A 23,812-nucleotide genomic window follows, 5' to 3' on the forward strand; every position below is an offset into this window, starting at 1 on the left:
ACGCTGACTTTGTTTTATTAGATGTAATTTTTTTGATATGCATTTCGATAAATGTACTTATAAGTAATGTCTTTTTTTTGAACTATTATCTTTAGTTAAAGGTCGTTTTTATGGTAAGGTCGTTTTTATAGTATAGACAGCATATACTGCCGCAGTTCAGAGAACTGCGGCAGTATATGCACTGATAGTATTGGCAACGCTGCGCGTACAGCAAGCGCTGGTGGTAACGGTAGTCTCTGGTTCAGGATCTGCTCTACCAAATCTTTAAATTTTGCTGGATGTGCAGTGCCTAAAAACAAACCATATTCGCCTGGTTTTAGTTTTTCGCGTAGAAGACGGTAGGCAATGGCAGCATGTGGTTCGGAAACGTAGCCTAGCGTTGCTAACTCCCGTATCGTCTCAGCAGTAGTGTCGTCGTCAATGCAACCGTAATCAAGTGTATCTAGTTGCCAATTTTTACGCAGGAACAGTTCCTCTACCCGAGGCCAATTATTGGGCTGGCTAACGTCCATAGCGTTAGACAAAGTAGTGACGGTAGGATTAGGCCGCCAGAAACCGCCGCTTAAATAGCGCGGAACTGTATCATTAGAATTAGTAGCGGCGATGTAACGCTTCACTGGAAGACCCAACGTTTTCGCCATCAGGCCGGCGGTCAAATTACCAAAATTACCGCTCGGGACCGATATTACTAATTGATTATTTGACTGCTGTGTTAATTGCGCTACCGCCTCGAAATAATAACATATTTGCGCCAGTAAACGGCTAATATTAATAGAATTAGCTGAATTTAAACCTAGCCTTTGTTTCAGCTGTTTATCGTCAAATGCCTGTTTGACTAACGACTGACAAACATCAAAATCGCCCTTTACTGCCACTGTATGAATATTACCACCGAGGGTACAGAAAAGTTTTTCCTGTAGCGGACTAATTTTACCATCTGGATACAGAATGACGACACGTACGTTTTCAAGACCATAAAAAGCGTGGGCCACCGCGGCTCCGGTATCACCGGAGGTGGCAGTAAGAATAGTTACCGGTTCCTGTCCAAACTCTGTCAGCATTTGTGCCATAAAACGACCACCAAAATCCTTAAATGCCAGTGTCGGACCGTGAAATAACTCCAGTGCCGCAATATTCTCATTTACTGCTACTACTGGCGCTGGAAACACAAAAGCTGATTCAACACGTGCAAAAATACGCTCGGGCGACAGCTCATCGCCAATGTAAGCTGCTAAAATGCACGCGCTGCGGCTAACAAAATCCATTTTTAGTAAATTTTTTATCTCGGTCAAGGTAAATTCTGGCAAAGCCATAGGAAAAAATAAACCTTGATTACAGCCCAGACCCTGCTTAATTGCCTGTGCAAAACTGACTTGCTCGTTGTGTTCCTTGATATTATAAAATTTCATCATTCTATTCCATTATAAAACTATGACACGTGCGCCAGTAGGATCCAGGCGACAAATGTGCACAAAACCTTCGTTATTTTGCAAGTAATACTGCTGGAACCAATCAGCAGCACACGACGCGGTATTCTGGTTATCACAGATAGCAAAGATTGTCGGACCAGAGCCAGAGATGCCGCTAGCTAATATACCTCTATTACCTAGAGCCTTACGCGCTTTTTCAAAACCGGGCAGTAATCTGGTTCGGGATGGTTCAGCGATGACATCCTTCATAAGTCTAGCCGCTAGTGCGGACTGTTTAGTATGACAGGCATGGACAAAACCAGCCAGGTAACGGCCATGGTTAATGCAATCATGAAGACTATAATTTTCCGGCAATATCGCCCGAGCCTCGGCAGTACTGATTTTAATACCTGGATAGGCTATTACCCATAACCAGTCATCAAAAATTGGCACTGGCTGACTAATAATAGCATTTTCTTCTTCTAGTATCAGTTGCATGCCACCAAGAAAGCAGGGCGCAACATTATCGAAATGCACACCGCCGGAGATGCGTCCTTCCATTTCACCCATTAACAAAAGCAGTTGATCATTGCTTAACGGCTGGTCTAAATATTCATTTAGCGCTACCAGCGCTGCCACCACTGAGCAGGCACTAGAGCCTAAGCCAGAACCGATAGGCATATTTTTCTCCAAACGCATGGTAACCTGGATCGGAGGCGACCCCAACGCCTCACAGAACCGTTGCCAGCACTGATAAACGATATTTAGCTCTAACTCAGCTGGTAGCTTATCTACAAAATGCCCGACGTTTTCCAGACTATAACGATCAGCGCGCGTCACGCTGACACAGTCCCCTAGCAGGTGACCATTTATCGGCAATAACGCCGCGCCCAACACATCAAAACCCACGCTAACGTTGCCGATGGAGGCTGGTGCATACACTTTAACCATTTTAACCATATTCAATCTCCAACCTTAAACTACAAGGTGTTTAAATATATAAACTATAGTATCAATAACATCTTGGTCGGCGCCTTTAATGTGCAGTACCAGCGTGATTTGATTTGAATAGCGGCAAGTTGGGTCCCACTACCTAAATGTTTGATCTTTAGCACTAATGATTGATCCTGCTCACCACATGGCAGGATTGGCAGCTGCCACCTTCGGCACTGGTTGTTACCACATGGTTGGAAAACCTCTATTTTAAGAGAAAACCAAATCATCGTCGTTGGCATTAAAAATTACGGGCTGCTAATACAAAGCAGCTATCACAACAGCCAACTATGGCTGTGAGATAACGCTAAAATTAACTAATAACCTCCACTGAGGATCTAATCCAGGTAGGTCTGTTAAAGCTGTGCTTAGTCTAGCATTGGTGTATCTACTAAGTGGGAAACATCGCCTGCTGTTTCTACTACCCAGCCTGGCGCCAGCCAGGGACTTTTCTGGTAGCATATACGGGAAATGGAACAGTTTCTTAGCCGTAATCGGCGTTCAGCAAAGGCAGGTAACCCCAGTACGGTGCTGATTAGACAGCTAAGTGCCATACTGTGACTAACCAGTAGAGGCGTACTATCTTTAGGTAATACTAGGCAGCTAGTCAGTGCAGCATACATGCGTGCGGCCATCTCGATCATTGATTCACCACCCGGAATACGGCTATCTTTTTTACCGTTAACCAGCTGCTGTCGCCATTCTTCCTCCTCTTTGCTCAGAGTAGAGATATCACGGTTTTCTAAAATTCCCATATCAAGCTCGCGCAGACGAGCATCGATCTTCATCTTACAACCGCATCTTGCAGCAATAATTTTAGCTGTGTGGCGTGTACGTCCTAGATCGCTACTGATGACATGGTTAATACCTAGGGATTTAGCCCGTTCAGCAACTTGTTGAGCCTGGCGTTCGCCTTTAGCAGTTAATGCACTATCAGATTGTCCCTGAATACGGTGCAGAGCATTCCATTCAGTTTCTCCATGACGAACAAGATAGACCTGTAACATACTTTTTATCTTTTTCTTTTATATTTAACTTAAGTGCAAGAAAGTAGTTAGCGCACTATGCACAACGTAATTACTGCCATGCATAAATTATAATAAGATTAACTAACTTCTCAGAATATATACTACTCTTATATTACCAAGACATAAGGCTAAAAAGCTTAGTATCTACCATTATTATACCATAGTTTTTATGCTATGGCAGGCAGGAAATATTTATTCTAAATGAAAATATAATTTCTACTGAAGGTAGCCAAAATGATCAGATGTTGCTGTCTGTATATGCTTGTGGTATCTCCGCGAATTTATGCTAGTTGTGATAGCTGATTAGTGATTAATCATAAGCTACTAGTCCAACAATTAAAAATATCTTATAAAAAGTATTATCTATATACACTAAAGTATATAGTACAGTAGTAGCATTAACAGTATTGAATCGTTATTTAATCGTTTATCTAGTTAAGATCGTACGTATAACGTAACATGTCTGTATATCATTCTAATCAGCTAGATCTACTTAAAAAGCTTGCTACCTCGGTGAGGCTGGGTCAGCCATTGCGTGATCCCCTTCAGACTGTAATAATTTTATTACAGAGTAACGGTATGGCGCAGTGGATCCAGATGGAGCTAGCAACCTAATTTGGCATTGCCGCTAATATTAAATTTCCGTTGCTTGCTGCCCAACCTTCCCAAAGAAAGCGATGTTTTAAAAGTCGGCAATGACCTTAAGTTTGATGAAACTGCTGCCAAGATTGAATCATCAGTCATAATTAGCCCTAATAAAAAAGTATTTAAGCGTAAATGAGGACAAGCTTAATTGTTTCCAGTTTATCATAAAAATAGCAGATCTATTTGCCCAATATCTGTTGTTTCGCCCGGATTGGCTAGAAAGCTGGCAGCGTAGCGAATTTATCGATGTGATTGGATGCTGAAAAGCCAGACGCGTCCAGCAGGACTGCTGGAAAGAGTATTTATCTGCGGGATCTATGCTCTGCATCCAATACATCTTTAAGTGCTACCGCTTGGCCGCAACATTGATGTTCATCTACTATTTATCAAACCTTGCCGTTATGACTGGGGGGATATTCAAGATAGTGCTTTTCTTAACCGGTTAATGCACCAAAGCACAAGCGCTGTTTAAAGCACAAGAGCAGATAGGTAACAGAGCTGCTGCTAGCGTTATGGGGCCAACAAGGTTGGTACAACTTGTATTTACTAGCGCAGCTGGAAGCTATTTTAGCGGTTGATGCGTTCCTTGAGCCTGCATGATGCATGTCACGGGAGGTAAGCGAGATAGTAGCGTACTAAGCGAGATAGTAGCGTACTAATAAAAGCTGAATATCAGAACATGCTAGACCAGTGCGTTGATGGTTACCGGGAATATCTGCTCTTGGTGAGAGATTTAGCTGCACCAACCAAGAGTTTGAAAGCGTTTAACTGCTTCCCACTGCCAAACGGTGATACCAAAACTGTTACACTTAGCCGTTTACCGAAACACGAGATAGCTATTGTATAATACTGCGGTAACGCGAGCTCAGGCGTCCTTTTCTCTTTACACCAATATAATACTATTATTTTAGTATTAGCGCGCCGTTAAATTGCGGGGGTCGGATTTGAACCGACGACCTTCGGGTTATGAGCCCGACGAGCTACCAAACTGCTCCACCCCGCGTTTATAGATCATATCTTATTCTTGATAGCGAGATAATGCAACTTAATTTTAAAAATTAAATTATACTATATTAGTACGATTACTCTACGAGAGTATGATAAAAGTATTGTGATGGATATTGATGAACAAAGTGCAGGTAATAAACTTAATATATTAGTTAATAACCTAGTTTTTTCTATTACCTGATTTTGCACAATAGAGGTTTAGGTTAAAGAACTATTTCTGAGGACGCATCGCAGGGAATAAGATAACGTCACGTATAGTATGTTTATTGGTAAATAACATAATTAGACGATCAATACCGATACCTAAACCAGCGGTCGGTGGTAGACCATGTTCTAGTGCGGTAACGTAATCTTCATCATAGAACATGGCTTCATTATCGCCAGCTTCTTTTGCTTGTACCTGCTCGGAAAAACGCGCAGCCTGATCTTCAGCATCATTTAACTCCGAGAAACCGTTGCCGATTTCTCGCCCACCGATAAAAAATTCAAAGCGATCTGTAAAGAATGGGTTTTTATCATTGCAACGCGCTAGCGGCGAAACTTCCTTCGGAAAGGTGGTGATAAACGTTGGCTGGATTAGATTACGTTCTACCGTTTGTTCAAAAATTTCAGTTTGTACCCTACCAAGTCCCCAATGTTTATCTACTTTGATACCCCTGGACTCGGCAATAGCGGTGGCGGAAATGATATCGTCTAGAGCTTCTGACTGCGCTTTTGGGTAGTAACGGCAGATAGCCTCTTTCATGGTCATCTGGGTGAAAGGCTGGCAAAAATCAAAAGTATCATTACCATAGTGCACTACACTGCTACCTAAAACTCGCTGGGTCAAGGTACGCAATAAATCCTCTAAAAGCAGAATAAGATCGCGGTAATCTGCATAGGCCATATAAAGCTCCATCATGGTAAATTCTGGATTATGACGAGGCGAAAGACCTTCATTGCGAAAATTGCGGTTAATCTCAAATATCCGTTCAAAACCACCTACCACTAATTGCTTAAGATAAAGTTCAGGTGCGATACGTAGGTACATATCGATATCCAGAGCATTATGATGAGTAATAAACGGACGTGCTGCAGCGCCGCCGGGGATGGTTTGTATCATTGGTGTTTCTACTTCCATAAAGTCATGGTCCATCATGAAACCGCGAATTTCTGCCATGATGCAAGAGCGCACTTTGAATGTTTGGCGCGATTCATCGTTTGTTATCAAGTCAAGATAGCGCTGGCGGTAACGGTTTTCTTGATCAGCCAAACCGTGGAATTTATTCGGCAGAGGGCGTATCGCTTTAGTCAGCAGACGAATTTCGCTGCTGTTTACCGACAGCTCACCTGTTCTGGTTTTGAATAGCTTGCCACGCGCGCCTATAATATCACCGAGATCCCATTTTTTAAACTGCTCGTATTGCCCGTTGGGCAGATTATCGTAGGCAACGTATAGCTGAATTCTCCCCCCTACGTCCTGCAAAGTAGCAAAAGATGCTTTACCCATAATGCGACGATTCATCATCCTACCAGCAATGCTGACTGTGATATTCCGTGAATCAAGCTCTTTACTATTGTTATTGCCATAACGGGTATGCAATTGATCGGAAACTACATCTCTACGAAAATCATTGGGAAACGCAACACCCTGCCGACGTAACTGCGTGAGTTTTGCACGCCTTGAACATAGCTCATTATTTAAATCCAGCATTTAAGGTGCCCCTTCATGTGAATATGATTTAGACATATACATATAATTGATGGATTGGTTACTCATAGCCCTGCTTTTAAACTGGCTTCAATAAATTTATCTAAGTCGCCATCCAGTACCGACTGGATATTACGCGTTTCTATGCCGGTACGTAAATCTTTAATCCGTGAATCATCCAACACATACGAGCGTATTTGGCTGCCCCAGCCAATATCGGCTTTAGTATTTTCTAGCGCCTGTTTTTCTGCATTCTTTTTCTGCAACTCGAACTCATGCAGTTTAGCCTTGAGCTGTTTCATAGCCTTATCTTTGTTTTTATGCTGCGAACGATCATTTTGGCATTGCGTAACAATATTGGTCGGTAGATGGGTGATGCGCACTGCAGATTCGGTCCTATTTACGTGCTGGCCTCCTGCACCGGAGGCACGATACACATCGATGCGTAAATCTGCTAGGTTAATTTTAATATCTAGATTTTCTTCGACTTCAGGATAAACGAAGGCAGAGCAAAATGAAGTATGGCGGCGCCCGCCAGAGTCGAATGGACTTTTACGCACCAGGCGATGCACACCAGTTTCGGTACGTAACCATCCGTAGGCGTAATCGCCAATTACCTTGATAGTAACTGATTTAATTCCAGCTACTTCTCCTTCTGACTCGTCTAGAATTTCAGTAGTGAAACCACGTGATTCCGCCCAGCGCAAGTACATTCTTAGTAGCATGTTAGCCCAGTCCTGCGCCTCTGTTCCGCCGGAACCAGCCTGAATATCTATATAACAATCGGCGCTGTCGTATTTGCCGGAGAACATCCGGCGAAACTCTAATTGGGCCAGCTTGCTCTCCAATCGATCTAGTTCAATGTTAGTTTCTATGAATGTTTGTTGGTCTTCTTCTTCTATTGCTAAGTCTAAAAGGCCGGTGACATCTTCTAAACCACAGATAAGATCGTTGATAGTGCTAAGGATAGTCTCTAGTGAAAAGCGTTCTTTACTTAAAGCTTGCGCGTATTCAGGTGTAGTCCAAACTTCTGGCTGTTCTAGCTCATAGTTTAATTCTTCAATACGCTCTTTTTTAAGAGCGTAGTCAAAGATACCTCCTCAGAACTATTATCCTTTCTGACAGGTCCTGAATCCTATTTTTTATTGGATTAATTTCAAACATAACTTACATAACTTATTATGATCATTCACGATGAATGAAATACGTTAATATTGGCTGATTATAATAAATCAGTGACTATAAAGTGTAAAGATAGTATTGAATTAGTTATTTTACTATTAGCTACAGTGGCCAAAGATGCTGAATTACAAGCTGTAAATTGTAGTTACTACGAAATTTATTTACTTCAATTCTATACACTACTTCGATGGTATGAATGTTATGATCTGGCCACAAGCTGGGATCAATATTAAAAGCAATCCCGTCAAGCATTGGTCCACCTGTCAAGGGTTTTAATCGTAACTTTAGATGCTTTTTCCCCACTAATCGCTGATATAAAACGTAAAAACGGCCGTCAAACAGTGGATCGGGAAACCCCTGCCCCCAGGGGCCACCTGCTTGCAGCAGTTTGGCGGTAGCGATAGAGAGTTCCTGGCTGGTCAATTCGCCGTCAGACCAAATTACGCTTTTTAGCAGCGTTGGATCTAGCCATTCATTAATTAATTCAACGAAATGCTGACGGAATAGCTCGAATTTTGATTGTTCAATCATTAGCCCAGCCGCCATTGCATGGCCACCAAACTGCAAAATTAGGCCGGGATGCAGCTTAGCTAAGCTTTCAAGCAAATCACGGATATGTAACCCAGTTACTGAACGCCCGGATCCTTTAAGGATACCATCACCGGCTTTGGCAAAAGCAATAACTGGCCGATGGAAACGTTCTTTAATGCGCGATGCTAGGATACCAACCACGCCTTGGTGCCATTCAGCATGATAAATCGCCAGACCAAACGGCATTGGACTCTGAATGCGTACCATGTCCTGACATAGCACCATCGCTTCTCTCTCCATAACCTGTTCGATCTCACGCCGGATTTGATTGAGCGCATTTAGCTTTGCAGCTAGAATACGCGCCTGTGGTAAGTTATCAGTTAGTAGCAGCGTTACACCTAACGACATATCATTTAGCCGGCCAGCGGCATTAAGTCTAGGTACAAGCGAGAAACTGAGATCGCTAGTGCATAGACTGATCCGATCGCGATTTGCTACCTCCGCCAGTGCGCAAATGCCTGGCCGGCAGCTACCGGCACGAATACGGTTTAACCCTTGATACACTAAAATACGATTGTTGGTATCAAGAGGGACTAAATCGGCAACAGTGCCTAGAGCGACTAAGTCTAATAACTCTGCTAGTTTTGGGGATGATATTCCCTGTTGCTCAAACCATCCCTGCGTACTGAGTCGCGCGCGCAACGCCAGCATAAGATAGAACGCTACACCGACACCTGCCAGCGCTTTTGAGGCGAAAGTACAGCCGCTTAAATTAGGATTCACGATAGCATCAGCTGCCGGTAGAGTATCACCTGGTAGGTGGTGATCGGTAATCAGCACCGGGATTCCGTTCTCGTGCGCAAGCGCAACGCCTGCATAAGAAGAGATACCGTTATCCACGGTAATAATAAGCTGCGCACCACGTCTTATCGCCTGATCGACCAATCTTGGGCTGAGACCATAGCCATCTTCAAATCGGTTCGGCACTAAAAAATCTACTGCTTGTGCGCCTAATTGCCGCAACGCCAATACTGTCAGAGCAGTGCTAGTAGCACCGTCTACGTCAAAATCACCGACAACTAAAAACTTACGCTGGTCCACTAACGCATTTATTAGGAGATTAACTGCCTGCTCGATACCGAGTAAGTTTTGGTAGGCTAGTAAACCGTGCAAGCTGCGTTCCAATTCGCCGACACTTTTAACGCCGCGCTGTGCGTAAAGCCGTTTTAGTAGTGGTGGACAATCCGCTTGCGCTAATACTGTGATATCTCTCAGTGGACGCCGGCGTAGTTCAGTTTTTATCTTCACTGCTAGATTAATCGCAAGTTTTCATCTATCTATTGTTAAGTATTAAAACATTTTGCAGTGCACTGAGGCATCTGCCCAGCAGAAACTGCTTAATAGTAAACATACAATTATAAACACGGTTTTTAATCAGGTAATTAACGACAACTAACTAAGATTTAATAACAAACAAATATTGAACATCCTGGTTGTCGTTGTACGCTAACATTCTATATAATAAAGAACAGTATTAGGTTTTTATTCTTTACAAGTTCATCTTTAATCCTTCTTGATAGAAAGGAGTTAGGAATGAGTTATGCCATATCAAGTTCATTTCCAGCCCCGTTTGCCGTATTCTTCCAGCAATTTACCACTGACGCTTATTTCACTTGAAGCGTGGGCATTAGTCACTCTTTCTGGCGTGGATACAGTTAAATATCTGCAGGGTCAATTGACCTGCGATGTGGCGTCACTAGACGCGAATAGTTTTAGTTTTGCCGCACATTGTAACGCCAAAGGTAAGATGTTAAGCCACTTGTGTGTCTTTTATAGAGGAGAAGGAATGGCCTATATTGAACGTCGTAGTGTGCTTGATAGCCAGCTTGCCGAATTGAAGAAATATGCTGTCTTTTCTAAAACTAATATTATCGTCGACGATCAAGCAGTTTTACTGGGTTTGGCTGGTTTTCAAGCGCCGGCTGCGTTAAGTAGCCTATTTTATGAAATACCTGATGCTTCAAGTTCTGTAGTTCAATATCAGGATACGACGTTACTATATTATAATCTTCCCGCGCCGCGCTTTTTACTGATAACCACATTGAAAAAAAGTTATTTTATCAAGCAAAAGCTGGAGGGGCAGGCGCAGTTTAATAATAGCAGGCAATGGCTAGTGCTGGATATTGAGGCGGGATATCCGGTCATAGACCTCGCTAATAGCGCGCAGTTGATCCCGCAGGCAGCTAATGTTCAGGCACTGGACGGTATCAGCTTCAACAAAGGATGTTATGCGGGGCAGGAAATTATAGCACGCACCAAGTATCGCTGCGCTAATAAACGCCAACTATATTGGCTTGTAGGTAAAGCAGGGCATCGCCCCACAATAGGCGATAATTTGGAACTAAAAATGGGAGAAAACTGGCACCGCACTGGCACAATACTGGCAGCGTGCCAACTAGAGGATGGTAATTTTTGTCTACAAGCGGTGTTAAATAACAATCTATCGCCTGACAGCGTACTACGTGTGCGTAACGATAGCGACGATAGTGGAGCACTGTTTATCCAGCAGTTACCATATATTATAAATAAATAATGTATCAGTAAGCCTAAAACGAAATACCTAATGAAGGCGGCGACTAATGCATTATTACACAATATTTCATAGTTAGATTAAATAGTATAACTAGTGTAGCATTGCACTTTAGATAGGTTATATCTCAATTTTCACGCTTTCATTAATTAACTTAGTCAGTAAAAAAAAGAAAGGAAGGTAAAAGGTAATATGTCTGCACAACCGGTAGATATTCAAATTTTTGGCCGTACACTACGGGTAAATTGCCCACCAGAACAACAGGCAGCATTAAATCAAGCAGCTGAAGATCTTAATCATCGATTGCAAGATCTTAAGTTTCGAACTAAAGTTAGTAACACTGAACAACTTGTTTTCATCGCCGCGCTTAACGTCTGTCACGAATTGACGCAGGAAAAATTAAAAACTCGTGATTATGCTGCTAATATAGAGCAGCGCGTCCGTTTATTGCAGCAAACTATTGAGCAAGCACTTATCGAACAAGACCGCATATCTGAACGTCAGGGAAACCAGTTTGAATAATGCCTAGGCTCTAAACTAGACTTGTCTAAAAACAAATTAAAGAGCTAGATGCTGTCTGTATTCACCTGGAATAAGGACTTATAGATCCTTAGGTTATACTAAGGAACAGGTTTTGAGAAAGTCGGTAAATTGAATACAGGAATTTCTAGTTTCATCACTACCGAATGCAAATAAATTACTCTTTGTAAGAGAGAATAGAAAAAATGTTTGTTATAGTTTTCGTACTAACAGTAACTGTAACCATCGCCAACGCCCTTAAAAATTTAACTAATAATTTTAACGCCCTGCTCGCTGCTGATAAGCGCCATATCGGCACCGTGACGCGCAAACAGTCCGACGGTAACCACGCCAGGAATATTGTTGATTTGTTCTTCAACCGCTACCGCATCAAGTATTGGTAAATTATACGCATCAATAATGATATTGCCGTTGTCAGTAGTAACCCCCTGACGGTAGACAGGCATACCACCTAAGCGTATTAGTTCACTGGCTACCCAAGCCCTGGCCATGGGAATCACCTCTATTGGAAGGGGAAAGGTACCCAGAACATCTACTAGTTTGCTGGCATCGACAATGCAAATAAATTTACGAGCAACGGCGGCAATAATTTTTTCGCGAGTCAGTGCTGCGCCTCCACCTTTAATCATCTGCATACGACCGTTTATCTCATCAGCGCCGTCCACGTAAATATCCAGTGAATCAACGTCATTAAGCTCGAATAGCGGAATACCTAAGCTTTTAAGCTTTGCAGAAGAAGCCTCAGAGCTGGAAACTACTCCTTTAATTTGATGTTTGACAGAGCCTAGCGCGTCAATAAAATACGCAGTAGTAGTGCCAGTTCCCACCCCTACGATAGTGCCATAACGGACATATTTTAGCGCAGCCCAGCCAACTGTTTTTTTTAGTTCATCTTGTGTCATGATATGTTTTCTGCTTATATGTTACTAAGTATTGGCGCAAGTATAAATTAATCTATGCAGCATTTTCGTTAAAATCACTATAATCGCGGTTTTTAAACTCCGGTAGGACCGATACTGTACGTAATAAATAGGGTAATCGGGCAGAGATCCGATTGCAGTTTACAGGGGAAAATGTATGAAACGCATGGATTAGCGATAAGCCTTAGTTAAAGCTATTTATTAACCAATAAAAAATCATTTTGGCCTTCATATAAAAGACCAAAGATAATCATAAAATAATTATTTATTTAGTTGTAGTAGCCGACTACAGTACGTCGATCGCGTTCAGTTCTTTGAAAGCTAATTCTAAACGGGCTACCATCGAAGTCTGGCTAGCTCTTATCCAAACTCTCGGATCGTAAAACTTTTTATTAGGCTTATCAGTGCCTTCATGGTTGCCCAATTGGGACTGTAAATAAAATTTATTTTTCTGATAAAAATGCAAAATACCTTCCCAAGTAGCCCATTGGGTATCTGTATCAATATTCATTTTTACCACACCGTAACTTACAGCTTCCTTAATTTCTTCTGGCGTAGAACCAGAGCCACCGTGGAATACCAGATTTAGTTGATTTGCTGGAAGTCCAAATTTTTTCGAAACGTATTTCTGGGAGTTATCAAGAATCTTTGGTGTTAATTGCACATTACCATGTTTGTATACGCCGTGTACGTTACCGAAAGCGGCAGCAATGGTGAAATTTGAGCTAATGGAGTTCAGTTGTTCATAAGCATAAGCGACATCTTCAGGACGTGTATAAAACGCAGAATTATCTAAATGACTATTCTCTACGCCGTCTTCTTCGCCGCCGGTGCAGCCCAGCTCAATCTCAAGTGTCATGTCTAACTTGGCCATGCGCGCGAGATATTTAGCGCTGATTGCAATATTTTCCTCTAGCGACTCTTCAGATAGATCAATCATATGGGAGGAAAAAAAAGGCTTGCCAGTGACAGCGTAATGCTTTTCACTAGCATCAAGCAGACCATCTAGCCACGGTAATAATTTTTTAGCACAATGGTCGGTGTGCAACATTACTGGTATACCATAATGTTCCGCCATATGATGTACATGCTGGGCGCCAGAAATAGCGCCTAGAACAGCAGCGGTCTGTCCTCTAGCTTGTAACCCTTTACCCGCAATGAAGGCTCCACCTCCATTGGAGAATTGCACGATAATTGGTGCTCGTACTTTAGCAGCAGCTTCTAGCACGGCATTAATAGAATCAGTCCCTATACAATTAACAGCAGGCAGAGCAAAGTTATTTGCTTTCGCGACTTTGAATACTTTTTGCACATCATCACCGGTGATGACACCTGGTTTAACAAAGTCCAAGATCTTATACATAATTACTTTATCCTATGTTGTCGACTATTAGATAGTTAGTAACTAATCGCCGCTGCCCGAGTAACTACAGTCAGCGAAGACGTCGAAAGCTAGCTGCATCCCACAGCTTACTGTTTAGCGCGTTCTTCTAGTATTACAACTGCAGGGAGTCTCTTACCTGAGATAAATTCCAAGAAAGCGCCACCTCCTGTAGAAATATAAGATATTTGATCGGCAATACCAAACATATCGATTACCGCCAGCGTATCGCCACCGCCTGCGATAGAAAACGCGTCACTCTCAGCAATGGCGCGTGCTACTATCTCGGTGCCTTTACTAAATTCCTTAAATTCAAAAACTCCAATCGGGCCATTCCACAAAATGGTTTTGGCTTTTTTCAAAATTTCAGCAATACGTGCGGCCGAGGCATCGCCTAAATCTAGAATAGATTCGTTATCCTGAATTTTGCTAGCGGACTTCAGTATCGCCGTCGCTGTTTCAGAAAATTCTGTGGCTACTCGCACATCGGTTGGCACCAGAATATCGCTGTTTGCCATCAGACGTTTAGCTTCCGGAATGAGATCAGCTTCATGCAGCGATTTACCGATATTGTGGCCCTGTGCCGCAACGAAGGTATTCGCGATACCACCGCCAACGATTAATTGGTCAGAGATTTTTGCTAGATAATGTAATACCTTTAGCTTCGTGGAAACCTTAGATCCGCCGACAATAGCCACCATCGGACGGGCAGGGTTATCAAGGGCCTTACTCAATGCCTCTAATTCATTGGACAGCAACGGACCAGCGCATGCAATGGTAGCTAATTTTACTACACCATAAGTAGACGTCTGGGCGCGATGAGCTGTGCCAAAAGCGTCCATGACAAAAACATCACAAAGCGCAGCGTATTTTTTGGCAAGATCGTCATCGTTTTTCTTTTCACCCTTGTTAAGTCGAACGTTTTCCAGAACAACTAATTCTCCTTTGGAGATATCTACTACGCCATTGAGATAATCTTTTACCAGACGAACAGAAACAGAAAGTTTTTCCTGTAAATAATCGACTATCGGTTGCAACGAGAACTCAGCGTTATATTTTCCTTCCGTCGGGCGGCCTAGATGAGATGTTACCATAACAAGTGCTCCCTGTTTCAATGCGGATGCGATAGTTGGTAAGGAAGCACGAAGACGCGAGTCAAAAGTTACTTTTCCGTCTTTCACCGGCACATTTAAATCAGAACGGATCAATACACGCTTACCTACTAAATCCAAATCAGTCATTTTAATGAAAGCCATAGTTAACCCTATTATTTGTTTATAAATTATCTTGCGAAGTAAAAAAAGACTAGTACTGTATATCCAGTACACATACCGCATCAGTAGTAACTTGCAGCTCTGTCTCTTCGACAGAAGAAAGCCAGAACAAAATAATCAATATATTAGACACTGGAATGCTACTCAACATCGAGTAGCCGAGGTTGACGGCGTACGTACAGTACAGTGTATTGTGCATTGTCTAGGCTAATTTCTTATTTTATTCTTATTAAAGGTATCACGAAATAACGTTTTATGCGCTATTTTATCTATAGTTAGCGAGTGCTGTAGTTTTACCAGTAAAATTGGCTGTTAGCGCTGAAGGTTAATTCCTCTTTAACTACAATAATTAAAATTCATGCTACCTAGATAGGTCACTATATCGTAATTAGTTTAACGTGGGCTAGATGATAACATTGCTCTTTTGTTCTCGAAAAGAGGGAAGACAATATGAGAGTAGAGGTAAATTATCTGGATTTTACTCAATTCTAGTCTTAGCACGTCAGGGGGGCGATACGCATTAATATCGTTCGTTGATACTACTGATCATGTAACTTGTACTTGTATTTTTTGATCCTGTACGATCAAGGTTATGTGATATATAATAACTATTACTATGTTTAGTTAATGTATCAAAATTTAGTCCCGAGTCTAAACAAGCACCGTAAACAGACGGGCACGTTAGTATCCGATACTTTTCGTGAGAAAGACTGTTCGTGCAAGAACAATATAGAAGGCTAAAAATAGAACTGTGATAAAACTGTAAAACTAATTTATAAATATTTAACACTTTTAAATAACTGCAGCAGGTGCAAGAATGAAATGAGTTGATTTAAAAAAATGGTACGCGCCCTACAGGACTTGAACCTGTGACTTACGGCTTAGAAGGCCGTTGCTCTATCCAGCTGAGCTAAGGGCGCTGAACGAGACAGTGCTGAATGCGGCTCATATTATACGGAGCTAAGCAGTTGAGTCAATGGCTTTGCTGCCCGTTATACCGCTAGTGCACACAGTCCTTGTTTACACTTAAATTTCCGGTTCAGATGGTAAAAATTATTGATGGTAAAGCAATTGCTCAACAAGTAACAAATGAAGTTGCAATAAAAGTAAGGGAGAGACTGACCATAGGCAAACGTGCTCCTGGTTTAGCGGTAGTATTGGTAGGCAGCGATCCAGCCTCAAAAATATATGTTGCTAGCAAACGTAAAGCTTGTAAAGATATTGGCTTCATTTTCCTCTTCTATAATTTTCCTGTGACGGTGACCGAGTCAGAATTGCTGACTCTCATTGATCAGTTAAATGACGATAGCCATGTAGACGGTATTTTAGTGCAGTTACCACTACCAGCAGATATTGATAATCTCAACATACTCGAACGTATTTCACCAGATAAAGATGTAGACGGTTTTCATCCGTATAATATTGGTCGTCTATGTCAGCGCGCGCCGTTACTACGCCCCTGTACCCCGCGCGGTATCGTGACATTACTTGAGCGTTACCGTATTAATACTTTTGGATTGAATGCTGTTGTAGTTGGTGCCTCCAATATTGTTGGTAGACCCATGAGTCTAGAGTTATTACTAGCCGGTTGTACCGTGACTATAACCCACCGTTTTACGCGAGATTTGCAGCAGCATATTAAAAATGCTGATCTACTAGTAGTTGCGGTAGGCAAAGCGGGCTTTATTCCCGGCAAGTGGCTCAAATACGGTGCGGTGGTAATTGATGTGGGGATTAATCGACTAGCTAATGGTAAAATAGTTGGCGATGTCGATTATACTGCAGCTATTGAACGAGCAGCCTACATTACTCCAGTTCCAGGCGGTGTTGGTCCTATGACAGTAGCTATGCTAATGCAAAATACCTTGCATGCATGCGAAAAATATCACGATACAACGGCGTTATAACAAAACCTAACATCGCTATGTTAAATATAGCGTAATATAACGTTAGCAACGGCGCCAGGTGGTACCCTGTGGGCCGTCCTCTAATACGATTCCCATCGCGATTAGTTTATTTCTAGCTTCGTCAGCTAGAGCCCATTGGCTAACTTTACGTGCTTCGTCTCGCTGCTGAATCAATGCTTGTATTTTAATTTCTTCACCAGTATCATTTCCTGCCCATTTCTGTAGGTAAGCAACAGGATCCTGTTCCAGTAGACCTAAAACACTAGCCAATTGACGTAAAGTGGCCGCCATTCCCTGCGCCGCTGCAGGATTTTTGCTCTTTAAACGATTGACTTCGTGGGAAAGATCGAACAGTACTGAATAGGCTTCAGGAGTGTTAAAGTCATCATCCATTGCAGCGATGAACTGTGTGATGAATGGTTCTCCGCCGGCAGGACTGACCGTTGCATCGGTATCGCGTATAGCGATATAAAGCCGCTCAAGCGCCGCTTGCGACTGTTTTAGCTTATTTTCACTGTAGTTAAGCTGGCTGCGATAATGGCAAGAGATAAGAAAATAACGTACTGTTTCAGCATCATAATAAGTTAGTACATCGCGCAAATTAAAGAAATTACCTAGAGATTTAGACATTTTTACACGATTTACGATTACCATACTGGAGTGCATCCATACATTAACGTACGGGCCATGGTTAGCACAGGTAGACTGCGCAATTTCATTTTCATGATGCGGGAATATCAAATCAGAACCACCGCCATGAATATCAAAATGATGTCCAAGCTGCCTACTGTTCATTGCCGAACACTCGATGTGCCAGCCAGGACGACCGTACCCCCACGGTGATGGCCAGCTCGGTTCGCCTGGCTTGGACATCTTCCATAACACAAAATCTATCGGGTTACGTTTTAACTCGTTCACTTCGACTCGCGCACCGGCTTGTAGTTTTTTTAGGTCCTGGCGGGACAAGAGTCCGTAATTGCTATCACTATCTACCGCAAACATCACGTCGCCGTTAGCGGCCAAATAAGCATGTTCTTTCTCGAGAAGCTGCCCCACTAATTCGATAATTGCATCAATAAATTGTGTAGCGCGCGGTTCATGATCGGGAGGCAAAATATTTAGCCTATCGAAATCGATATGCATCTCAACAATCATGCGCTCGGTCAAGTGCTGGAATGATTCACCTTTTTTATCTGCACGACAAATAATCTTATCTTCAATATCAGTTATATTGCGTACGTAATTTACTTCATAGCCACGGTAGCGTAGATAACGCGTTATAACATCAAAGGCAACGAAGGTTCTCCCATGGCCAATATGGCAAAGATCATAAACGGTGATGCCGCATACATACATGCCAACTTTACCGGAATTGATAGGTTTAAATTCCTCTTTTTGACGTGTCAAGGTATTATAAATCTTAAGCATCGAAAATTATCCATTTGTTATTAGATTGAATGTACAACCCCACTCATCTCCTCTTTCTGCAATGCCAGCGCTAAAATAGTAAAATAGCGGTGCTAACTATATGCTATAATTATGCTATTATTGCTCTTAACTCGTACACTTTATATATATGCAAATTAATACACAGAGCTATCGTCATTCAATCTTTTGAAGATAAATATTACTTATAATTTATTGCTGAGAGCAATATAATTGTGATCTAAATCATGAAGATGATAGATAAAATTAAGAACACGGAGTAATCCAGTAGGTATGTCCTTGCTGTTTGTCGCTGATATTCACCTTTGCCAGCAAGAATCAGCGATTACCACCGGTTTTATACATTTTTTACATACGCGCGCGCTCAAAGCGGACGCGCTATATATTCTTGGTGACCTATTTGAGGTATGGATAGGCGATGACGATCCTAACCCACTGTATCAGGACATCGCATTAGCACTAAAAGTACTAAATCAACGTGGGATACCCTGCTATTTTATTAACGGTAATCGAGATTTTTTACTTAGTAGTCGCTATGCGACTGCCTGCGCTATGACTTTGTTGCCAGAGCAACAAGTCCTTCAGCTCGATAGGCAGCGAGTAGTAATACTACACGGAGATGTCTTGTGCACCGACGATAAAGCTTACCAGAGCTTTCGACGCATGGTGCACCAGCGCTGGCTAAAGCAGCTATTTTTATACTTGCCGCTGAGTCTAAGGCTGCTGATCGCCGACAGAATACGTGCCAATAGCCAGCGTGCTAACGTGGGCAAAACCGACAATATTATGGACGTAAATCAGCAGGCGGTGATGGCTGTCATGACGTATACTGGCGCGTCTGTCATGATCCATGGTCATACCCATCAGCCGGCGATCCATACTATGGATATGGATAATTGCCACTATCGTGCGGTACTTGGCTCCTGGCACCAGCAAGGTTCAGCTATAAAAATAGATGCTGCGGGGGTCACGCTAGTCGAGTTTCCATTTTGTAGTTGATTATAACTATGGGGCTATCAGCTAACTGTGCAATGCTTACCACTACCTAACAATAGTCAGCTTCAGCTACTACTTTGAAGTTTACAGCGGTTAGTTAAGCAACTGCTGGCTGCAGATATGGTATGGGGGTAAATTAGTTTCAAGTCCTACAACAACTTAATTTTATCCCTTCTTTATTTTTCAGTACTGCACCGCCGTAAAAAGCTGGCGGTTTTATTTTTTTTGATTATAGCAGTTTCGTATCAGAAACTGTTAGCAGTGCAGCGTTAAGTGTCGCGCTGGGGCGCATGGCCTGACTAGTTAGTATTGGATCAGGATGATAATAACCACCAATATCTACTTTAGTGCCTTGCACGCGGTTAAGCTCCGCGACAATTTTCTGCTCATTTTCAGTTAGAGTATGCGCAAGCACGTTAAACTGCTGCTTAAGCAACTGATCATCATTCTGTTCTGCTAGCGCCTGCGCCCAGAACAGAGCCATATAAAAATGGCTACCGCGGTTATCAAGCTCGCCAACTTGGCGTGAGGGGAATTTATTAGTTTCCATAAACTTAACGGTGGCTTTATGCAGCATTTTAGCCAAAATTTTAGCTTGACTGTTGCTGGTAACGATGCAAAATTGCTCCAATGAGGCGGTTAAAGCTAAAAATTCCCCCAGCGAATCCCAACGCAAATGATTCTCTTGTATAAATTGCTGAACATGTTTAGGTGCAGTGCCGCCGGCACCTGTTTCAAACAGCCCACCGCCAGCCATCAGTGGCACAATTGAGAGCATTTTCGCGCTTGTTCCCAGCTCTATAATAGGAAATAAATCAGTAAGATAATCGCGAAGCACATTACCGGTAACAGAAATCGTGTCCTGACCAGCGCGAACACGCTCAATAGAAAACTGGACAGCATCAACCGGCGATAAAATACGAATATCTAACCTGCTAGTATCATAGTCTTGTAAGTAACGCTGTACTTTCTCTATCATGCACACATCATGAGTGCGTGAGGCATCAAGCCAGAATACAGCGGGAGTATGGGATTCACGTACGCGATTGACCGCCAGTTTAACCCAAGCCTGAATTGGCGCATCTTTAGACTGACACATCCGCCAAATATCACCAGCTTCTACAGGATGTTCCAGTAATACTTTACCTACCTCATCGGTAACCTGTACGACAACATCATCAGCCAAAATTTGAAAAGTTTTGTCATGTGAACCATATTCTTCTGCTTGTTGCGCCATAAGTCCTATATTAGGTACGCTGCCTATGATGGTTGGATCAAAAGCACCGTGTTGTTTGCAGTTTTCGATTACCGCTTGGTAAACCCCAGCGTAACATCGGTCGGGAATGATGGCTTTGGTGTCATGTAATTGGCCATCCGGACCTAACATTTTACCGGAATCACGAATCATCGCTGGCATTGAAGCATCAACTATAATATCACTCGGTACATGGAGGTTGGTAATTCCTTCATTAGGATTAACCATGGCTAGTTTCGGGCGATCTGCATAAAGTTGGTCGATCGCCTGCGTAATTTCTTCTTGCTCACCGAGCGGCAAATCTTTTATCTTTTCATAAAGATCACCTATACCATAGGTTACATTGAAACCTAGCATTTCCAACTTGGAACTAAATTGAGCTAGTATCTCTTTATAAAATTCAAAAACTACAATCCCGAATATGATCGGATCGGAAACTTTCATCATAGTAGCTTTCAAATGCAGCGACAGTAGCACGCCTTGCTGTTTTGCATCCTCAATTTGCTGTACGATAAAGCTGCTCAGCGCTTTTTTACTCATGACCGCAGCATCGATAATGTCACCTGCACTAACGGTTATTTTATTTTTTAGTACCTGACGATAGCGGTTATTACCGACTAATATAATGCTAATATTGCCCTCGTGTTCAATCAGCACAGATTTTTCATTGCCATAGAAATCTCCTGACTGCATATGTGCGACGTGAGATAACGATGAGGATGACCAGGCACCCATACGGTGGGGATGGTTACGGGCATAGTTTTTAACCGCTAGCGGCGCACGTCGATCGGAATTACCTTCACGCAGAACTGGATTAACTGCGCTACCTTTGATTTTCTCATAACGCATCTTAGCCTCAGTTTCCGCATCTGTTTTGGGCTCGTCAGCATAGTATGGAACACCATATCCCTGCTCCTGTAATTCCTTAATTGCTGCCTTGAGTTGAGGTAGCGACGCGCTGATATTAGGTAACTTGATAATATTAGCCTGAGGTGTTAATGCTAGTTTTCCCAATTCTGCCAGATTATCAGACAGGCGCTGAGCCGGCTGTAGATATTCAGGAAAATTGGCTAGAATACGGCTAGCTAGTGATATATCGCGGGTTTCGACGGATATTCCAAGAAATTGGGTAAAAGCATGGATAATAGGTAACAACGAATAGGATGCAAGTGCCGGTGCTTCATCAGTAAGCGTATAGATAATTTTATATTTTTGGGACACTAATGATTTTTAACCTCCTAATTTAATTATAGCTAGCTCATAGTAATTGATACTATTTTAGAGTATTAAGAGTACTTAAATAAGTTTTAACTAACCAAGTTAAACATTTTACTAAAAAAGACCATTCCTTAAAAATTACCGTAACTCAGCTATAACCAGCTGGCGGAGTAGCGCTACATGGGCTGCGTCGTCGTTCAGTGCTGGAATATAATGAAACGATGTTCCGCCGGCATATTCAAATATTTTACGATTTTTAACTTGTATTTCCTCTAATGTTTCCAAACAATCAGCAGCAAATCCAGGACAAAGAACCTGTACATGATTAACGCCCTGAGTCGGAAGTAGCTTCATAATTTTATCCGTAGCTGGTAGTAGCCAGGGATCGCTACCAAAGCGCGACTGGAAGGTCATTATTACTCTTTCTGCCGGATAATCTAACGCTGCTGTCAGAGCCTGAAACGTGGCTTTGCAACGCTGTGGGTAGTCATCGCCTTCCTTAACGTAGCGCATTGGTATACCATGGAACGACATAACTAGCCGGTCAGGCTGACCATATTGCACGAACGTGCGTGAAATACTTGCTTTAAGTGCAGCAATATAAGCAGGATGTTGCGCGTAATCGCGGATAAATCTTATCGAAGGCAAACGACGATAATCAGTTAGGATACGCGCAACAGCATCCCAAATAGCGGCACTGGTTGAACTAGAATATTGTGGAAACAATGGTAAAATTACAAGCCAGGTGATATTTTTTGCATACAGGTGCGCTATCGCCTGCGGTAGTGCTGGTTGACCATAACTCATCGCTAGCTCTACGGTGACATCAGGCAAACTAGCAGCCAAAGCTTGCTTCTGGCGACTGCTATACACCATCAACGGAGAACCTTCCTCCATCCAAATACTTTTATAAATTTTAGCTAATCGTGGTGAACGTAGCGGCAAAATAACGCCATAGAGCAGCGGTAACCACAGCGCGCGCGGCATGTCTATAACGCGCCGATCGCTGAGAAATTCAGCTAAATAACGTTTTACCGACTTAGGTGTGGGAGCATTCGGTGTGCCCAAATTGACCATCAATAAACCGTAATTTTCATGGCTCATTGCCGCTTCCTTAGCGTCGGTAAGATAAGAGATCTTTAGCTTAAAATTAGCCAAGAATTTCGGCTAACTCAGCGCTGATGTCAGCAACTTTACGGGTACCGTCGATCTCCACATAGCGGATGTGGCCGCTCTTGAACTCTTTACGATAATAATCTATTACCGGAGCAGTTTGCTGATTATATTCAACGAGACGTTTGCGTACGGTATCTTCCAGATCGTCCTGACGGGTAATTAGAGGCTCACCGGTAACATCGTCTTTACAGTCTCGCTTAGGCGGATTAAATTTAACATGATAAACTCGGCCTGAAGGGCCATGTATCCTACGACCTACGATACGATCAACGATAACTTCATTTGGTACCGCAAGTTCCAGTACATAATCTACCAAAATACCTGTTTCTTTTAGAGCATTAGCTTGGGAAATTGTGCGGGGGAACCCATCAAGTAAGAACCCATAACGGCAATCTTTTTGTTTAAGGCGCTTTTTTACTAAAGTAATCACCAGCTCATCATTAACTAATTTGCCTACATCCATTAGCACTTTTGCTTTTTTACCTAGTTCAGATTGAGCTTTTATTGCAGCACGCAACATCTCACCAGTGGAAATTTGCGGAATGCTGTACTTCTCCATAATAAATTTTGCTTGAGTACCTTTACCGACGCCAGGGGCGCCTAATAAAATAATATTCAGCATT

21 protein-coding genes and 2 tRNA genes are annotated in these 23,812 nt (G+C 42.5%); 8 read left to right on the top strand and 15 right to left on the bottom strand.

From position 1 onward, the window contains the following. Positions 1 to 125: 125 nt before the first annotated feature. The 3 genes from thrC to gpmB form a co-directional block, all read right to left on the bottom strand. Entirely contained in the window at positions 126 to 1,409 is a 1,284-nt protein-coding gene (thrC, locus tag A4A70_RS02040; protein ID WP_067567980.1) for a threonine synthase, read from the bottom strand. A 12-nt stretch (positions 1,410 to 1,421) separates the two neighbouring features. Further along, on the bottom strand, positions 1,422 to 2,360 hold the full coding sequence (gene thrB / locus A4A70_RS02045) for a homoserine kinase (protein ID WP_067568320.1): 939 nt from the start codon (positions 2,358 to 2,360) through the stop codon (positions 1,422 to 1,424). A gap of 410 nt (positions 2,361 to 2,770) precedes the next feature. After that, positions 2,771 to 3,409 (bottom strand): 2,3-diphosphoglycerate-dependent phosphoglycerate mutase GpmB, encoded by a 639-nt coding sequence (gpmB, locus tag A4A70_RS02050; protein WP_067567982.1) that lies wholly within the window; start codon positions 3,407 to 3,409, stop codon positions 2,771 to 2,773. Between the two features lie 480 nt (positions 3,410 to 3,889). Between gpmB and A4A70_RS02935 the strand changes: the two genes are divergently transcribed. The 4 genes from A4A70_RS02935 (at position 3,890) to A4A70_RS02945 (ending at position 4,922) form a co-directional block, all read left to right on the top strand. After that, a complete protein-coding gene (locus A4A70_RS02935; RefSeq protein ID WP_158648193.1) occupies positions 3,890 to 4,045 on the top strand; it encodes an exodeoxyribonuclease V subunit gamma in 156 nt (51 codons plus the stop codon). A 194-nt stretch (positions 4,046 to 4,239) separates the two neighbouring features. Further along, positions 4,240 to 4,338, top strand: a complete 99-nt coding sequence (locus A4A70_RS02985) for an exodeoxyribonuclease V subunit gamma (protein WP_231908302.1) — start codon at positions 4,240 to 4,242, stop codon at positions 4,336 to 4,338. A gap of 80 nt (positions 4,339 to 4,418) precedes the next feature. Then, positions 4,419 to 4,547 (top strand): exodeoxyribonuclease V subunit gamma, encoded by a 129-nt coding sequence (locus tag A4A70_RS02995; protein WP_320408800.1) that lies wholly within the window; start codon positions 4,419 to 4,421, stop codon positions 4,545 to 4,547. A gap of 207 nt (positions 4,548 to 4,754) precedes the next feature. Beyond that, positions 4,755 to 4,922, top strand: a complete 168-nt coding sequence (locus A4A70_RS02945; RefSeq protein WP_158648194.1) for a hypothetical protein — start codon at positions 4,755 to 4,757, stop codon at positions 4,920 to 4,922. A gap of 82 nt (positions 4,923 to 5,004) precedes the next feature. Here the strand turns inward: A4A70_RS02945 and A4A70_RS02055 are convergent. From A4A70_RS02055 to recJ, 4 genes are all read right to left on the bottom strand, one after another. Then, positions 5,005 to 5,078 (bottom strand) — tRNA-Met (locus tag A4A70_RS02055). Positions 5,079 to 5,294: 216 nt separating this feature from the next. After that, a complete protein-coding gene (gene lysS, locus A4A70_RS02060; RefSeq protein ID WP_067567985.1) occupies positions 5,295 to 6,776 on the bottom strand; it encodes a lysine--tRNA ligase in 1,482 nt (493 codons plus the stop codon). A gap of 62 nt (positions 6,777 to 6,838) precedes the next feature. Next, positions 6,839 to 7,937, bottom strand: a protein-coding gene (gene prfB / locus A4A70_RS02065; RefSeq protein ID WP_102135152.1) for a peptide chain release factor 2 whose coding sequence is annotated in 2 segments (ribosomal slippage) — positions 6,839 to 7,861 and positions 7,863 to 7,937 — 1,098 coding nt in all. Because the reading frame shifts where the segments join, the coding sequence is not laid out codon by codon here. 120 nt (positions 7,938 to 8,057) lie between these two features. Next, positions 8,058 to 9,794: a single-stranded-DNA-specific exonuclease RecJ gene (recJ, locus tag A4A70_RS02070; RefSeq protein ID WP_067567989.1), complete on the bottom strand. Its 1,737-nt coding sequence runs from the start codon at positions 9,792 to 9,794 to the stop codon at positions 8,058 to 8,060. A gap of 292 nt (positions 9,795 to 10,086) precedes the next feature. On the opposite strand from recJ, the gene ygfZ reads away from it, so the two are divergent. Further along, entirely contained in the window at positions 10,087 to 11,079 is a 993-nt protein-coding gene (gene ygfZ, locus A4A70_RS02075) for a tRNA-modifying protein YgfZ (protein ID WP_067567991.1), read from the top strand. Between the two features lie 189 nt (positions 11,080 to 11,268). Next, on the top strand, positions 11,269 to 11,598 hold the full coding sequence (zapA, locus tag A4A70_RS02080) for a cell division protein ZapA (RefSeq protein ID WP_067567993.1): 330 nt from the start codon (positions 11,269 to 11,271) through the stop codon (positions 11,596 to 11,598). A 263-nt stretch (positions 11,599 to 11,861) separates the two neighbouring features. Here the strand turns inward: zapA and rpiA are convergent, their stop codons facing one another. From rpiA to A4A70_RS02100, 4 genes are all read right to left on the bottom strand, one after another. Then, entirely contained in the window at positions 11,862 to 12,518 is a 657-nt protein-coding gene (rpiA, locus tag A4A70_RS02085) for a ribose-5-phosphate isomerase RpiA (protein WP_067567995.1), read from the bottom strand. A 304-nt stretch (positions 12,519 to 12,822) separates the two neighbouring features. Next, on the bottom strand, positions 12,823 to 13,899 hold the full coding sequence (fbaA, locus tag A4A70_RS02090; protein ID WP_067567997.1) for a class II fructose-bisphosphate aldolase: 1,077 nt from the start codon (positions 13,897 to 13,899) through the stop codon (positions 12,823 to 12,825). A 107-nt stretch (positions 13,900 to 14,006) separates the two neighbouring features. Next, the gene (locus A4A70_RS02095; RefSeq protein WP_067567999.1) at positions 14,007 to 15,173 is read right to left on the bottom strand and encodes a phosphoglycerate kinase; all 1,167 of its coding nucleotides are present in this window, start codon (positions 15,171 to 15,173) and stop codon (positions 14,007 to 14,009) included. A gap of 864 nt (positions 15,174 to 16,037) precedes the next feature. Continuing rightward, positions 16,038 to 16,111: transfer RNA gene (locus A4A70_RS02100), tRNA-Arg, on the bottom strand. A 123-nt stretch (positions 16,112 to 16,234) separates the two neighbouring features. On the opposite strand from A4A70_RS02100, the gene folD reads away from it, so the two are divergent. Next, positions 16,235 to 17,098 (top strand): bifunctional methylenetetrahydrofolate dehydrogenase/methenyltetrahydrofolate cyclohydrolase FolD, encoded by an 864-nt coding sequence (gene folD / locus A4A70_RS02105; protein ID WP_067568323.1) that lies wholly within the window; start codon positions 16,235 to 16,237, stop codon positions 17,096 to 17,098. Positions 17,099 to 17,140: 42 nt separating this feature from the next. Here folD and cysS read toward each other — a convergent pair whose 3' ends face one another. Continuing rightward, positions 17,141 to 18,526: a cysteine--tRNA ligase gene (gene cysS, locus A4A70_RS02110; RefSeq protein ID WP_067568001.1), complete on the bottom strand. Its 1,386-nt coding sequence runs from the start codon at positions 18,524 to 18,526 to the stop codon at positions 17,141 to 17,143. Positions 18,527 to 18,817: 291 nt separating this feature from the next. Here cysS and A4A70_RS02115 point away from each other — a divergent pair, with 291 nt between their 5' ends. Next, positions 18,818 to 19,543, top strand: coding sequence for a UDP-2,3-diacylglucosamine diphosphatase (locus A4A70_RS02115; protein WP_067568003.1), 726 nt, complete (start codon positions 18,818 to 18,820; stop codon positions 19,541 to 19,543). Positions 19,544 to 19,769: 226 nt separating this feature from the next. Here the strand turns inward: A4A70_RS02115 and A4A70_RS02120 are convergent, their stop codons facing one another. From A4A70_RS02120 to adk, 3 genes are all read right to left on the bottom strand, one after another. Beyond that, a complete protein-coding gene (locus A4A70_RS02120) occupies positions 19,770 to 22,016 on the bottom strand; it encodes an NADP-dependent isocitrate dehydrogenase (RefSeq protein WP_067568005.1) in 2,247 nt (748 codons plus the stop codon). A gap of 135 nt (positions 22,017 to 22,151) precedes the next feature. Next, entirely contained in the window at positions 22,152 to 23,117 is a 966-nt protein-coding gene (hemH, locus tag A4A70_RS02125; protein ID WP_067568007.1) for a ferrochelatase, read from the bottom strand. A 46-nt stretch (positions 23,118 to 23,163) separates the two neighbouring features. Continuing rightward, on the bottom strand, positions 23,164 to 23,808 hold the full coding sequence (adk, locus tag A4A70_RS02130) for an adenylate kinase (protein WP_067568325.1): 645 nt from the start codon (positions 23,806 to 23,808) through the stop codon (positions 23,164 to 23,166). Positions 23,809 to 23,812 lie beyond the last annotated feature (4 nt).

The organism is Candidatus Hoaglandella endobia, assembly GCF_900044015.1.
Classification (GTDB): Bacteria; Pseudomonadota; Gammaproteobacteria; order Enterobacterales; family Enterobacteriaceae; genus Hoaglandella; species Hoaglandella endobia.